Annotated in this window: 13 protein-coding genes; 11 read left to right on the top strand and 2 right to left on the bottom strand. The window is 68.9% G+C overall.

The annotated features are described in order from the left end of the window. Nucleotides 1-135 precede the first annotated feature (135 nt). The 5 genes from ACP7AS_RS00405 to ACP7AS_RS00425 all read left to right on the top strand — a co-directional run bounded on the left by ACP7AS_RS00405 (nucleotide 136) and on the right by ACP7AS_RS00425 (nucleotide 6,268). Nucleotides 136-1,782, top strand: a complete 1,647-nt coding sequence (locus ACP7AS_RS00405) for a peptide chain release factor 3 (RefSeq protein WP_426026849.1) — start codon at nucleotides 136-138, stop codon at nucleotides 1,780-1,782. Between the two features lie 61 nt (nucleotides 1,783-1,843). Beyond that, nucleotides 1,844-1,969: a hypothetical protein gene (locus ACP7AS_RS00410; protein ID WP_426026850.1), complete on the top strand. Its 126-nt coding sequence runs from the start codon at nucleotides 1,844-1,846 to the stop codon at nucleotides 1,967-1,969. A 63-nt stretch (nucleotides 1,970-2,032) separates the two neighbouring features. Beyond that, nucleotides 2,033-3,352, top strand: coding sequence for a hypothetical protein (locus tag ACP7AS_RS00415; protein ID WP_426026851.1), 1,320 nt, complete (start codon nucleotides 2,033-2,035; stop codon nucleotides 3,350-3,352). Nucleotides 3,353-3,441: 89 nt separating this feature from the next. After that, the gene (locus ACP7AS_RS00420) at nucleotides 3,442-4,929 is read left to right on the top strand and encodes a DUF1570 domain-containing protein (protein ID WP_426026852.1); all 1,488 of its coding nucleotides are present in this window, start codon (nucleotides 3,442-3,444) and stop codon (nucleotides 4,927-4,929) included. A 103-nt stretch (nucleotides 4,930-5,032) separates the two neighbouring features. Beyond that, a complete protein-coding gene (locus tag ACP7AS_RS00425) occupies nucleotides 5,033-6,268 on the top strand; it encodes a hypothetical protein (protein ID WP_426026853.1) in 1,236 nt (411 codons plus the stop codon). 13 nt (nucleotides 6,269-6,281) lie between these two features. Here the strand turns inward: ACP7AS_RS00425 and cysQ are convergent, their stop codons facing one another. Further along, a complete protein-coding gene (cysQ, locus tag ACP7AS_RS00430) occupies nucleotides 6,282-7,067 on the bottom strand; it encodes a 3'(2'),5'-bisphosphate nucleotidase CysQ (protein WP_426026854.1) in 786 nt (261 codons plus the stop codon). Between the two features lie 89 nt (nucleotides 7,068-7,156). Here cysQ and chpT point away from each other — a divergent pair, with 89 nt between their 5' ends. The 6 genes from chpT (at nucleotide 7,157) to recA (ending at nucleotide 13,146) form a co-directional block, all read left to right on the top strand. Further along, nucleotides 7,157-7,825: a histidine phosphotransferase ChpT gene (chpT, locus tag ACP7AS_RS00435; protein WP_426026855.1), complete on the top strand. Its 669-nt coding sequence runs from the start codon at nucleotides 7,157-7,159 to the stop codon at nucleotides 7,823-7,825. 100 nt (nucleotides 7,826-7,925) lie between these two features. Further along, nucleotides 7,926-8,297, top strand: a complete 372-nt coding sequence (locus ACP7AS_RS00440; protein WP_292098782.1) for a response regulator — start codon at nucleotides 7,926-7,928, stop codon at nucleotides 8,295-8,297. A 4-nt stretch (nucleotides 8,298-8,301) separates the two neighbouring features. Beyond that, the gene (locus ACP7AS_RS00445) at nucleotides 8,302-9,117 is read left to right on the top strand and encodes a CheR family methyltransferase (RefSeq protein WP_426026856.1); all 816 of its coding nucleotides are present in this window, start codon (nucleotides 8,302-8,304) and stop codon (nucleotides 9,115-9,117) included. A 55-nt stretch (nucleotides 9,118-9,172) separates the two neighbouring features. Continuing rightward, nucleotides 9,173-11,062: a M20/M25/M40 family metallo-hydrolase gene (locus ACP7AS_RS00450; RefSeq protein WP_426026857.1), complete on the top strand. Its 1,890-nt coding sequence runs from the start codon at nucleotides 9,173-9,175 to the stop codon at nucleotides 11,060-11,062. A gap of 59 nt (nucleotides 11,063-11,121) precedes the next feature. Beyond that, on the top strand, nucleotides 11,122-11,901 hold the full coding sequence (locus ACP7AS_RS00455) for a DUF1223 domain-containing protein (RefSeq protein WP_426026858.1): 780 nt from the start codon (nucleotides 11,122-11,124) through the stop codon (nucleotides 11,899-11,901). 162 nt (nucleotides 11,902-12,063) lie between these two features. Then, nucleotides 12,064-13,146 carry a recombinase RecA gene (recA, locus tag ACP7AS_RS00460; protein ID WP_426026859.1) on the top strand — a complete coding sequence of 361 codons (1,083 nt, stop codon included), beginning with the start codon at nucleotides 12,064-12,066 and terminating at the stop codon, nucleotides 13,144-13,146. 200 nt (nucleotides 13,147-13,346) lie between these two features. On the opposite strand, the gene ACP7AS_RS00465 is transcribed toward recA, so the two are convergent. Beyond that, nucleotides 13,347-14,606 carry an FAD-binding domain-containing protein gene (locus ACP7AS_RS00465; protein WP_426026860.1) on the bottom strand — a complete coding sequence of 420 codons (1,260 nt, stop codon included), beginning with the start codon at nucleotides 14,604-14,606 and terminating at the stop codon, nucleotides 13,347-13,349. Between the last annotated feature and the right edge of the window lie 67 nt (nucleotides 14,607-14,673).

The raw sequence follows: 14,673 nt of genomic DNA on the forward strand, positions 1-14,673 counted from the left end.
CCTCGTCCGACCCTCCCGCATATCCCCGCAGGTTCAGCCTAAGCCGCTTCCCACCACATACGCACCTTACCTTTTGGTCAGGCGAGGCCCTGACGCCAGTGACTTTCGTTCGCGCCCGCGCTACGCCCCGCCGCCATGTCCAAGTTGACCCTGAACGACGAAGCCCTGCGCCGCAGGACCTTCGCCATCATCGCCCACCCTGACGCCGGCAAGACCACGCTGACCGAGCATATCCTGCTGGCCGGCGGGGCTATCCGCGCGGCGGGTGCCGTGCGTGCGCGCGGCGAGAACCGGCGCACCCAGTCCGACTGGATGAAGATCGAGAAGGAGCGCGGCATCTCCGTCTCGGCCTCGGTGATGACGTTCGAACACACCCCGGCCGATGGCATCGCGCGCATGTTCAATCTGCTCGACACGCCGGGGCACGAGGACTTTTCCGAAGATACCTATCGCACCCTGACCGCCGCCGACTGCGCCATCATGGTGCTGGACGCAGCCAAGGGCATCGAGCCGCAGACCCTGAAACTGTTCGAGGTCTGTCGTCTTCGGGACATCCCGATCATCACCTTCATCAACAAGCTGGACCGCGAGGCCCAGGACCCGATGGCCCTGCTGGACGAGATCGCCAGCCGCCTCCAGCTTGAACCCGCCCCGATCTGGTGGCCGGCCGAAAGCGGCAACCGCCTGCGCGGCATGGTCGAGATGGGGACCGGCCGGTTCCAGCCCTATGCCCGCAAGCCGGCCGGCTCGGCCGAGGAGGTCCCCCACCCCGCGGCCCTGCCGCTGGTCGATGCCGCGCACTATTTCGAGGCCGGCGAACACCAGGCCCTGATGGACGCGCAGGAACTGGTCGAGGGCGGCTATCCGGCCTTCGACCGTCAGTCCTTCCTCGAAGGCCATATGACGCCCGTGCTGTGGGGTTCGGCCCTGCGCCATTTCGGCATCGACGAACTGCTGGCCGCGATCGGCGAATGGGCCCCTCCCCCGAAAGCCATGAAGGCCCAGAAGGGCGCGCCCGCCGGAACCCGCAACGCCGCCGACCCCGTCGCCCTGACCGTCGAACCCGGCGAGGCCGAGGTCACGGGCTTCGTCTTCAAGGTCCAGGCGAACATGGACCCCAATCACCGCGACCGCATCGCCATGTTCCGCATGGCCTCGGGCCAGTTCCAGCGCGGCATGAAGCTGAAGGTCCAGAACACCGGCAAACAGCTGACCGTGAACGCCCCCATCATGTTCTTCGCCTCGGACCGCGAGCTGGCCGAGGACGCCTATGCCGGCGACGTCATCGGCATTCCCAACCACGGCGTCCTGCGCGTCGGCGACAGCCTGTCCGAAAGCGGCCTGATCCGCTTTGCCGGCCTGCCGAATTTCGCCCCGGAAATCCTGCAGCGCGTGCGCGTCAAGGATCCGCTCAAGGCCAAACATCTGAAGAAGGCGCTGGACGGTCTGGCAGAGGAAGGCGTGACCCAGCTGTTCCGGCCCGAGATGGGGTCCGACTTCATCGTCGGCGCCGTCGGCCAGCTGCAATTCGAGGTCATGGCCGACCGGCTGGGCGAGGAATACGGCCTTGAGGTCATCTTCGAACCCAGCCCCTGGGCCGAAGCCCGCTGGATCGGCGGCACCAAGGCCGACCTCGAGGACTTCATGAGCAAATACCGCGGCCAGATGGCCCGCGACATCGACGACGACCCGGTCTTCCTGGCCAAGTCGAGCTGGGAGACCGGCTATGTGATGGAGCGCTTCCCGGTCGTCGCCTTCACGAAGACGAAGGAGCGGGGTTAGCGGCCTCTGGACAACCTGTCATGGACACCGGCTATGTGCGCCAGGTTGCATGAGAGAATCCATGATCGCTCCGAGCCGTTTCGCCGCCGTTCTTCGCGTTACCCTGATCAGTGCGGCGATCATCGCTATTCCCGGACTGGCTCACGCCGATTGGCGCAAGGCGGAGACCCGGCATTTTGTCGTCTAAAGCAACGGTTTCGAGCGCGACCTGCGCGACTATGCGATCGAGCTGGAGCGCATCGATCAACTGATGCGCAGTTATTTCGCCCTGCCGGAGCAACAGGACGAACGCAAACTGCCGGTTTACATCCTCCGCAACCGCACCGACCTCGGGATCGTCGCGCCTGAATTGCCCGAGCGCGTCGCGGGCTTCTATTCGGCCAACTTCCGCGACATCCGCGCCGTAGCCGTCAAGACCACGGGCGATGAGACCCTGCGGCACGAGTACGGTCACCACTTCATGTTCCGGAATTTTCCGGGTGCCTATCCCGCCTGGTTTCGCGAAGGCTTCGCCGAGTTCTTCAGCACCGCGACCGTAAGTCCGGCGGGACGCGCGGCCGTGGGAAAGACCCCTTTCAGCAGCGCTCAGGTGTTGAACAATCTCCGTTGGCTGCCGATGGAGACGGTGTTGGGTGGAACCCCCAACCTGCAGGACGGTCGCGAGACCGCGGCCTTCTACGCCCAGTCCTGGATACTTATGCACTGGACGCTGACGGATCCTGATCGACGCGGTCGCATGGAAAGATACCTGGCCGATACGGCGCGTGGCGTGGTGATTGATGCCGCCTTGAGAACGCATTTCGACATGGACGCCGAACAATTGGGCCGAACCTTGAGGACGTATCTCGACGCGGGTCCCCGGTACGCCGAGCTGGAACTTGGCGGAGCCAGTCCCTCGTTTACGACTTCAGCCCTGCCTGACAGTGCGGATGAGGTCCTCTTGCTCGACATCAACGCCCGCGACGGCGGTCCCGCCAACCAAGGGCCGGCCGTACTGGACCAGGCGCGACAGGTGGCGGAACGGCATCCCGGCGATCTGTTGGCCCAGTCGATGTTGGCGAGAGCCGAGCTTCGTTGGGGCGATCCCGCGAAGGCGGAGCAGGCCGTCCAGCCCTTGCTCGACGCCGACCCGACCAACGTCGATCTGTTGTTGCTGATGGCCGACGCCCGGATAACGGCTGGCGACAAGCTCACCGAACCGGAGGCGCGGGAGCGGCTGTACCGCCAGGCGAGGGGGTTCCTGGCCCGGGCGTATGAGGCAGATCCCGCTGAGCACCGGGTTTATCAGTCCATTGCCTACAGCCGACGGTTCACCCCCGACTATCCCACCGCGAATGACGTGGAACTGTGGCGGCGCGCCGTCGCCATCGCACCCGAGGTCGCCAGCAACCGCCCGGTGACCGCCGAGGCCATGCTCCGCCACGGGCTCGTCGACGAGGCGGAACAGGTCATCCAGCCCATCGCCAACGACCCCCACGGCCGCGAAACGCCCGCCCGGATCCAGCGTATCCTGACCCGGATCGCCGAGGCCCGCGCCAGTGCCCCGACCCCGGCCGGATCGACGGACTGATCCCCGCAAGCTGTAGGCTTCAACAACCTGAGGCTAGACCGCGCTCCGCAAACCGGGCTTAGAATGACGGACGCTTCAGGAGGTCCGTCTTGCCGTCAGTCGTCCGTTACCTTCTTCTCGCCCTGGCACTGATTGCGGTGACGCCGGCGTCGGCATCGGCCGAATGGCGGCGGGCCGAAAGCCAGCACTTCATTGTCTATAGCGACGGTTCGGAACGCTCCCTCAGGGACTATTCGGCCAAGCTGGAGCGGTTTCACGGGCTTCTGAGGGCGCGGTTCGGCGGGCCGGCGCAGGATGACACCCGCAAGCTGCCCGTCTATCTGGTGGCGGACGCCCGGGCGCTGCGCATCGCCCAGCCCCAGCTGCCCGAAGGCATCGCCGGCTACTATATGGCCAGCGAGAACGACATCTTCGCCATCCTGATCCGTGGCAAGGACGACGATCTGTTGCTGCACGAATACACCCACCACTTCATGGCCAACGTCGGCCAGGGACGCCTTCCCGGCTGGTTCAGCGAAGGGCTGGCCGAATATTATGCGACCGCGACGGTCAGCACGGCAGGGGCGGCGAGCTTCGGCCTGCCCAACCCCGGCCGCCAGTATCGGCTGCAGCAGGGCCGCTGGCTTCCGATGGAGCAACTGCTACGGGCGCAAGGCTCTTTCGATATCGAGAGCGAAGCGGGCCGGGGCATGTACTACGCCCAGTCCTGGGCGCTGACCCACTGGCTGCTGGCCGACCAGACGCGGGCGAGGGCGCTGGGCGTCTACCTGAACGCGGTCGGTGCCGGTCGGGACCCGGTCGAGGCCTGGCAGGCGAGCTTCGGCATCGCGCCTGACGCGCTGGAAGCCCAATTGAAATCCTATACCCGGGGAAGGCTCTTTTACTCCGAGCTGAACATCCCGCCGATCACGCCCGAGATCACTGTCTCGACCCTGACACCGGCCTGGGACACCGTTATCCTGCCGCTGATCAATGCTCGCAGCCCGCGCCCCGAAGAGACGAACGGGCCCGCCCTGCTGGAGACCAGCCGGACCAATGCGGCGCGCTTCCCCAACGATGCCCTGGCCCTGGTGGCGCTAGGCCGCGCGGAACGGCGCTGGGGCGATTCCGTCGCGGGCGAAACCGCCTTGACCCGCGCGCTGGAAATCGAGCCCACCAACGTCGAGGGCCTGCTGCAGATGGCCGACATCGTCGAGGAACGCTCCGATCTCGCATCCAGCGAGGCCGAAATCGATCGCGAGCGGGGCCTCGCCGCGGACCTGCTGCGTCGCGCGCTGGAGGCGGAGCCGAAGGACTATCGTGTCCATGCCGACCTGGCCCGACTGCGCCGCGGGGCCGAGGACTATCCAACCGAGCAAGACCTCATCACCTGGGCGATGGCCGTGCGATACGCACCACAGGTCATGTCGATCCGCGGCGACGCGGCAGTCGCCATGCTCCAGGGCGAGCGATACGAAGAGGCCATCGTGCTGCTGACGCCCATCGTCAACGACCCGCACGGGGGCCCCGGGGTACAACAGGCGCGGACGCTGCTGGCGCTGGCGGCGCAGAGGCGCGCCGCCGCGGGCCTGGACTGACTTCAGACACGGACCGAACCCCCGTCGCGGCGCTGCGTTTGCATGGTACGTTCCCGGGACACCTGTCTGGTCCCGAAGCGGGACGACCGGAGCAGCTGACACCATGTTCGAATTCGGCCGGGATCTGAGAAAGCTGTTCGACAAGGCGCGCGAGAGCGACGACCTCGGCTGGCTGGAGCTGATCGGCGCGGACCAAGTCGAGGCCGAGGCCCGGCGCGAGATGGTCGATGCCGGACGGGTATCCTGCTCCGCGCCCTTTGCCGGCTGGATGCGCGCCTCGGCCCTGTGGCGCGAGCACGCGCGCCGTACCGGTCGTCAGACCAGCCTTGGCCGCGCGGCCTCGGCGGCGTCTGACGCGGCCCGGCACACAGCCTCGCCCGATCAGACCGCCGCCGCAGCGATCGAGTCCGGCGAAATCCACCTTCTGCGTTTCGACCTGTTCGGCGGCCCGGAAAAGCTGACGGCGGCCCTGGCTGACGTCCAGTCCCTGACCGCCGAACGGCCGGCGACCCGCTCGGCCGCAGCGGCCCTGCATGCCCGGCTGACGGCGCGTCGGGCTCGTCTGTCAGGCGAGCCGTCGGCCATGCTGGATGCCGCGGCCCTGCTGGACGCCGCCCTGCACGGAGCCAAGGGCCTGGCCCCGACGGTCGGCGATGATCTGCGGCTTGAGCGCGCGGCGCTGGCGCTGGAGGCCGGCGTGGCCCGCCGCGACGGTCGGCTGCTGGATCAGGCGGGACGCGACCTGCGCGTGCTGGTCGAAGCGGCCTCGCCCGATTATCGCCCCCTGACCCGCGCCCGCGCCCTGGCCCTCGCCGGTGCCGGCCTGATGGCCTTGGCACGACTGGCACGGAACGAGACCGCGACCGAGCAGGGTCGCGCCCTGTTCAATGCGGCGGCTGACCAGTTCACCGCAGACCACAGCCCGCTGGACTGGGTCGCGGTTCAGTTGGTCCAGACGCAGGGCGACACGCCCCTGCTGGCGCTCGCCCAGGCCGAGACCCTGAGCCAGGAGCCGGGTCTGGTGCTGGGTGCGCTCGCGCGAGAGCGTCGTCTGGCGGCGGAGGCAGATTTGACCGAGGCCGCGGGCGACGTCGCCGCCCTGGTCGGGCTCGAGACGACGGTGCGTCAGCGCCTGACCCGCGTCCAGCCACCGCTGGACTGGGCCGCCGATCAGATCGGCATGGCCCATCTGGCACTGGCCAAAGGCCGGCTGATGGGCGTGGAGCCGCGCGCGGTCGGCCTGATGCTGGCCGAGGCGATGGAAACGGCCCGGGAGTGGGGGGCGCCGGCCCTGGTCGAACGCGCCGTACTGGCGATGCCTGAGGCGATCAGCCTCTGATCGATCGTCAGACCTACCCCCCCAGCGCCACGAACCCGCCGTTGCCGAACCCCGGCTTGCCGTAGCGCAGCGGCTGGCCGTCCTCGGCCATGACGCGACCGCCGGCGGCTTCCAGCACGGCCTGCCCCGCCGCCGTGTCCCATTCCGAGGTCGGGCCGGTGCGGGGATAGGCGTCGAACCGGCCCTCGGCGATCAGGCAGAATTTGAGCGACGAATCCGTGCCCTGCCACTGGACGCAGCCGTGGCGGGAGGCGAGGCGTTCGGCTTCCGCGTCGGTCATGCTGTGGCTCATGACGGCCATGGGCGAGGCCGGCCGGTTGCGCACCTTGATAGGCTGCCAGCCCTCGCCGAACCGACGGCGGAAGGCGCCCCCCCCCGGCGTGCCGCTGCGCCATGTCGTGGCCGTGGCAGGGGCGGTGACGACGCCCGCAACGGGGGCACCCTTGCGGATCAGGGCGATGTTGACGGTGAAGCTCTCGCGCCCCTCGATGAATCCCCGTGTGCCGTCCAGCGGGTCGATCAGCCAGAACCAGTCCGCGGCCTCGGCCGGCGCGCCGTCGGCCGCCACGGCTTCCTCGGCGACGGTCTGGACGCCGGGGTACATGGCCTCGAGCCGGGCCAGGATCAGCGCCTCGGCCTCCTGGTCGGCCCGGGTGACGGGACTGTCGTCGGCCTTGGTCTGCGCCACCACGCCATTGCGCCACCAGGGCAGGATCACGCGCGCCGCGTCCTCGGCGATATCCGCCAAGGCTTCGGTCAGGGCGCCAGACGCGAGGTCGGCGGTCAGTCGTTTGGTCATGGCGCGGGATTAGAGCATCGGACCGGTTTCGCGAACCGGCAAATCAGGTCAGCGTCCGGCCATCTATCCGACTGTTGCACCGGGGCCCTATGACCGACACCTCCACCGCCTTGTCCGACGGCCAGGCGCTTCCTGACGGCCAGGCCCTGGCGGCCTTGATCGCCGGCAAGTTGTGCCACGACTTCATCAGCCCGGCCGGCGCGATCAGTTCCGGCCTCGACCTGCTGAAGGATCCCTCAGCCCAGGACATGCGCGACGACGCCATGAGCCTGATCGAGGCCAGCGCGAGGAAGATGGTCGCCCTCGTCGCCTTCGCGCGGGTCGCCTTCGGTGCGGCCACCTCGGCCGAGCGATTTTCCGGTGCCGAACTGGGCGAACTGGTGGCGGGACTGACCGAGGGCGGCCGCGCCACCCTGGACTGGAAGGCCGAGGACACCAGCTATTCCAAGGCCGAGTCACGGGCACTGGTGAACCTGGCCTATCTGACCATGGCGGCCCTGCCGTCGGGCGGGACCGCCGCCATCAGCACCCGGCGCGACGGAAGTGATCTGGTCCTTCAGGGTCTCGCCGAAGGCAACCGCGCCCGCCTCAAGGCCGAGGCCGTCGCCGGCCTGGCCGGCCAGCCCTTGACCGAAGGCCTTCCCGGCCAGTGGATTCAACCCTACTGGCTTTGGCTGACCGCGCACGACGCCGGCGGCTCGCTCGACGTACTGGCCGAGGAAGGTCGGGTTATCCTCACCGCGCGAATGGCTAACTGACCCTTAAGCCGGTTTCCCAAGGACTCATTAACCGGCGCGGGGCGACTATAGGGACGTCGCACACGCGGGCGTTGCGTGACGCTGAATTGGAACCCAACCCGTGACTCCCAGAACCTGTCTGATCGTCGACGACAGCCGGATCATCCGCAAGGTTGCCCGCCGTATCGTCGAGGGGCTGGGATTCGAGGTCGACGAAGCCGCGGACGGCTCGGAAGCGCTGGCCTTCTGCGGTGGCGTGATCCCCGAGGTCATCCTGCTGGACTGGTCGATGCCGGTCATGGACGGTATGACCTTCCTGCGCCGCCTGCGCGCCCTGCCCGGCGGCATGGCCCCCAAGGTCCTGTTCTGCACCATAGAGACCCGCGCCGAGCGCATCGCCGAGGCCCTGTCCGCAGGCGCCGACGACTATGTGATGAAACCGTTCGATGGTGAAATCCTGACTTCCAAATTCGCTGAAGTGGGGGCCGTCTGATCCCATGACGCCAGACGATTTCGATCGCCTGCAGACACTGATGGCCTCGCGCGCGGGGTTCAGGCTGACGCGCGACCGGATGAAACTGGCCGAACACCGTCTGGGCCCGGTGGCCCGGCGGGAGGGGTTCGAAACGGTCGACGCCATGCTGGGCTCCCTGTGGGCCAAGCCTGTGGCCTCGCTGGGCTGGGCGGTGATCGAGGCGCTGCTGAATCCCGAGACCTGGTTCCGCCGCGACCGCGACAGTTTCGATACCCTGGCCAAGGAGCTTTTGCCCGCCCTGGGCAAGGCGCGCGGCAACCAGCCGGTCAAGATCTGGTCCGCCGGTTGCTCCACAGGCCAGGAGGCCTGGTCCCTGGCCATCGCCGCCCAGGAAGCGGGCGTGGCGGTCGAGATCGTCGCCACCGACCTGTCGCAGCGCGCGCTCGAGAAGGCCCGGTCGGGGGCCTATACCGGTTTCGAAATCCAGCGGGGCCTGAAGGCCGGAACCATGCTGCGCTGGTTCGACCAGGTCGACGACGCCTGGATCGCCAAGGCCGAGCTTCGCGCCGCGGTTCATTTCGCCCGCGCCAACCTGGCCGACGCCCCGACCGATGACTACCGGTTCGATATCATCTTCTGCCGCCACGTCCTGGGCGACGCCGATCCCGCGCGGCGTCGTGACATGTTCGACAATCTGGAACGGCGTCTGGTCGACGACGGCTGCCTGTTCCTGGGCCCGGAAGAACACCCGGACGGCGACAGCATCGCCTTCCGCGCCGTGGCCGGCCGCAAGGGCCTGTTCGTGAAATCGGCGGCAGCCCTGCGGCGCGCGGCCTAGCTTCCCCACGCCCTCCTGATCTCCTAGTCTGCCGACTTCATCGGGGGGATGACACATGCGGTTGCTCTGGCTGGTCGGATCGTTGGCGCTGGCGCTGCTGATCGCGGCGCTGACGTTACAGAGCCCGCGACCCGCGCCGGCCGGCGCGCCCGCGACAGCCTTTTCCACCGCACGGGCCATGGCCGATGTCCGCGAGATCGCCCGACGCCCGCATCCCGTCGGGTCAGCGGATCATGCTCGGGTTCGGGCCTACCTGCTGCAGAGAATGGCGGCCCTGGGCCTCCAGACCGAAACCCAGGAGGGGCCCCTTTCGCCGGCGGCGGTGCAACGGCTGGAACGCGACGGCCGCCCGTCTACCGGGATCGGCCTGACCAATTTGATCGGCGTCCTGCCCGGACGCGACCCGCGCCTGCCCGCGGTCGCCCTGATGGCTCATTACGACACCGTGCCGGACTCGGCCGGTGCCGCCGACGACACGACCGGGGTCGCTGCCATACTGGAGGCCGTCCGCGCCATCCGCGCGCGCGGCCCGGCGGATCGGACGCTGGTGGTCCTTTTGACCGACGGCGAGGAGCTGAACCTCGACGGGGCGCGCATCTTCTGGGGCGGCCATCCCTTGCGCGACCGCATCGGGGCCGTGGTCAACCTCGAGGCGCGCGGCGGCGGCGGCAGGGCCATGATGTTCGAGACCGGGCGCGGCAATGCGCAGACCATCGGCCTGTTCGCCCGCGAGGGCGTCCGGGCGACCGGCGGCGTCTCGTCCAATTCGCTGGCCGTCTTCGTCTATGAGCTGATGCCCAACGGCACCGACTTCACCATCCCCAAGGAGCGCGGCGTCCAGGGGATCAATCTGGCCTTCATCGGTCGGCCGGCCCAGTATCACGCCGCCGCCTCGACACCGGCCGCCCTCGACCAGGGCAGCGTCCAGCACATCGGCTCCCAGGCCCTCCAGATGGCGGACGCCTTGTTGCGCGGCCCCGTCCTGCCCGCAGCGACACAGAACCTCGTCTACGCCGACCTGTTCGGACGGGTGATCGTCGGCCATGCGCCGGCCGTCGGCTGGGGGCTGCTGGGGCTGGCCTTCCTCGGCCTGGGCGCGGCCATCGTGCGGGCGCGGTCCCGCGCGGGTCTGACCTTTGCCGAGGTCGGTCGCGGCATGGTCGACGGCCTGTGGTTTGTCTCGACGGGACTGGTCCTGACCCAGACGGTGCGGCTGCTGGCAGGGCCCCTGTCGACGCGCGCCGAAAGCGCCGACGCCTACTATACCCTGCTGGCCCGTCTGCCGTGGATGGAGGCCGGCGTCGCGCTCTGCATTCTGGCGCTGACCCTCGCGCTGCTGGGCGGGCGAGCGCGACCGGACCGCCGCGTCGTTGCCGGCGCCGTCGCGGCCGCAGCGGTGCTTGCCCTGGTGCTGGGCGGGGTCAATGTGATCGTCATCGGTGCTGCGGTGCTCTCCATCGGCCTGTCCCTGGTCCCGACCCTGGCGGCGCGTTCGACCTGGGGAGGCTGGACCGGGCTGATCGGCCTGATCCTGATCATCGGCACAGCGGCCCAGGCCGCTGCCCCCGAGGCGGCCTTCCTGTTTATCTGGACCGGCCTGCTGGCCGCCCTGACGGCCGCCGTGGCCGCCTTCGCCGATCCGGGCCTGACCCGCGCCCGATCGCTGGCCCCCGTCGCCGGGGCCGCCGTGCTGGGCGGCGGCTGGATCGCGGGGCTGTCGCACACGGTCTTCCTCGGCATCGGCATGGACCTGCCGGGCGTGCTGGTGCTGATGGGCCTGCTGGTGCTGATGTTCATCCGCCCGTTGAGCCCCGAGCGGGCGACGGCGCGGGGCCTGCTGATGGCGGCGCTGGCCGTCCTGCTGGTCGGCGGCGGCCTGTCGTTCACCGCCCGGACCGCCGAGCCGATGGCGGCGGCGGCAGGGGCGACGGCGACGGGCCGCTGATCGTGTAACCTTCCGCTCGCTGCGGCGAAGACTCCGGCAATCCTGCTGGAGCCGTCCTCATGCCCGTCCATCGCACCGCCCCCCGTATCCACCGCCGCGACGACCTGGGCCGCCGCCTCGCCATGTTCGGATCGATCGCCTCGGTCGGCGCGGCCATCGTCGGCGGTGTCCTGACGGCCGCCCCGAGCAGCGCACGGACGTCTGAGCCCGCACCGGCAGGCCAGCTCTCGGTGGTCGAGCTGTTTACCAGCCAGGGCTGTTCGTCCTGCCCGCCGGCCAATGCCAATCTGGTCCGACTGGCCACCCGGCCCGACGTGCTCGCCCTCAGCTTCAACGTGACCTACTGGGACCAGTTGGGCTGGAAGGACACATTTGCCCAAGACGCCTTCACGCGCCGCCAGCGCGCCTATCAGCGGGGTCTCGGCAACGACAATGTCTGGACGCCCCAGGTGGTGGTGGACGGCCGCGCCGATGTGGTCGGCGGCCGGATGGCCGAGATCGAGGCTCTCATCACGCAGCATCGCCCCTTTGCGGGCCCGACCCTCCGCTTCGGCGAATCGTCCGTCGGCCTGGCCGGCGGTACCGCACCCGCGCACCCGGCCGACGTCTGGCTGATCCGCTATGAGCCGCGCCCGATCGATGTCCCGGTGGCGCGCGGCGAGAACGGCGGCCGCACCCTGCCCCACGCCGCGGTCGTGCGCGACCTGGTGCGTCTTGGCACCTGGGACGGCCGCACCGTGGGCTATCGTCTTCCCGCCGCCTCCCGGCAGGGTCTGAACACGGCGGTACTGGTGCAGGCCCCCGGCGGCGGGCCGATCCTCGCCGCTGCGCGAAGCTGACACGTCAGTTTCGGTCGTAGGCCGCCGGTGTTCTGATGCCTGTCGAAAAGAACATATTGGCAACCGGAACAAACCGTGTACTAACTGCATCTCACAGGGAGCGGGTCCAGGCGGGTCTCTTCCGAAAACCAGATGGGAATCATGGCAAGGGAGAGTGGCAAGGTGGCAGCTCAGGCGAATCTGAAATTGGTGGGCAAGGACGACGGCGACAAGCAGCGCGCGCTGGAGGCGGCGATCGCCCAGATCGACCGCGCCTTCGGCAAGGGCTCGGTCATGAAGCTGGGCAAGGGCGGGGTCGTGGCGGAAATTCCGTCCGTCTCGACCGGTTCGCTGGGCCTCGACATGGCGCTGGGTATCGGCGGCCTGCCCCGGGGCCGGGTGATCGAGGTGTTCGGTCCGGAAAGCTCGGGCAAGACGACGCTGGCCCTGCACACCGTGGCTGAAATCCAGAAGGCCGGCGGCACCGCCGCCTTCGTCGATGCCGAGCACGCCCTCGACCCGGGCTATGCCCAGAAGCTGGGCGTGAACCTCGACGACCTGCTGGTGTCGCAGCCCGACACCGGCGAACAGGCGCTGGAAATCGTCGACACCCTGGTGCGGTCGGGTGCCGTGGACATCGTGGTGATCGACTCGGTCGCCGCCCTGACCCCGCGCGCCGAGATCGAGGGCGAGATGGGCGACAGCCTGCCCGGCCTGCAGGCCCGTCTGATGAGCCAGGCGTTGCGCAAGCTGACCGCCTCGATCTCCAAGTCGAACTGCATCGTGCTGTTCATCAACCAGATCCGCCACAAGATCGGCGTCATGTACGGCTCGCCAGAGACGACGACGGGCGGCAATGCGCTGAAATTCTACGCCTCGGTCCGCCTCGACATCCGCCGCACCGGCGCGATCAAGGACCGCGACGAAGTCGTCGGCAACACCACCCGGGTCAAGGTGGTCAAGAACAAGGTCGCACCGCCGTTCCGTGAGGTCATCTTCGACATCATGTACGGCGAAGGCATCTCCAAACTGGGCGAGATCATCGACCTGGGCGTCAAGGCGGGCATCGTCGAAAAGTCGGGCAGCTGGTTCTCCTACGACAGTCAGCGGATCGGCCAGGGCCGCGAGAATGTGCGCGCCTTCCTCAAGGCCAATCCCGACATCGCCGACTCGATCGAGGCCAAGGTGCGCAAATCCACCACCAAGATCGCCGAGGAACTGCTGGGCACGCCCGAGCCCGACGAGGGGCAGGACCTCGAGGGCTGATCGGCAGAAGACCTGAACGCCCTGGCCCCTTCGGACACACGTTTTTCGATCCGGGGTCCGGGCGCTTCGAACTCTCCGGACCCGCTGTCCGCACCACGACCTTCTCCGGCCGGGTCCGTCGACCCGCCATCCGACCCCGACTGGCCGGACCGGACGGAGCGGCCGCTCGACCCCCGCCGGGTCGGGCGGCCATTTTTTGTTCAGACCGGCAGCCCCAGCGACCGCAACCCGGCCTCCGATCGTTCGCGGAACGGGAAGAAGCCGCGGTCCGCATAGGGCCAGAACACCTCATCCCAAGGGCGGCGGAGCATGACCAGATCCAGCCCCGCAGCCTCGATCCACGGACGCGCGGCGCAGAGAGCAGAGGCGGTCGGGCCGACCGGGACATAGGGGGTGACGACCGTGAGCGCGCCCACGGCGGCGGCGGCCTCCAGCAGGGCCGGGCCGTCCAGCACCTCAAGCCGCTGCACGGGTAGCCGATACCGTGCCCGGCACCGCTGCTCCATATCGGCCATGGCTCCCTCCAGGAACCGGCCGGCCGGCGCGCCGAACCGCTCGCGCCCCGGCTCGGCAGCTGACACCACCGCCCGGATGTCTCCCGATATCGCGCTGTCCTCGGGTGTCATATCCTCTGACGTGACCAACAGAAGGCAGGGCCCGTGGGGCATCCCATCACGAGCCGGCGGCAGCGCGCGGGCCGGCGCAGGCGCGGCCCCGACCACGGGCCGGGCGACGGTGGCCAGGCCCTGCGGTCGAAAGCGGCCGTCACTGAAGCGGGCGATATTCTCTGCCGTCGCCAGATAGGTCTTGCCCGGAGTCTGCAAGCCCGCCACCCAGCGCCACGACAGGGTATTGGAGGCAGGGTCCCCGTCCAGCAAATGCCGCAGGAAGAAGTCGGCCCCGAGCGTCCAGGGCAGGCCGAGGGTAAATATCCAGATCGAGGCGAACCACATCCGGGCATGGTTATGCAGCCAGCCCGTGGCGACCAGTTCCCGGGCCCAGTCGTCAAAGCCCTCGATGCCGGTCCGGCCTTCCTCTGCGGCCCGAACCGCGCCGGCCCCGGCGTCATGGCGGGGCCGCTCCGACTGAAAGCCGCTCCAGACCTCAGGGCGCATCTCCAGCCAGCCTTTCCAGTAGGTGCGCCACAGCACCTCCTGAACGAATTTGTCGGCTCCGCGCGCGCCAGGGGACGCGATCGCCGCCCGGACCACGGTCTCCTCGGTCACCAGACGCCGACGGATCCAGGGCGACAGCCCCGACACCTGTTCATGGCGGCCGGGTCCGAAGTCGGTGTTGCGATTGGCCGCATAGGCCTGCCCCATCCGCGGCGTGAACGTCTCGAGCCGCGCGAGACCCGCGGCCCGACAGGGATCCCACCCGGGCAGGATACTGTCGCTGACGCCGGGACCCGGGCCCTCATCGCCCGGAGGCACACCCTTGGAAACCTCAAGCCTGGACATGTCGAACGCCGTAGCCCGGGCCGAAACGGCTGTCGCTGCGACGCGACGTCATCGCCAACGCCCGGCG

The organism is Brevundimonas sp. TWP2-3-4b2 (assembly GCF_049897345.1).
Lineage (GTDB): Bacteria > Pseudomonadota > Alphaproteobacteria > Caulobacterales > Caulobacteraceae > Brevundimonas.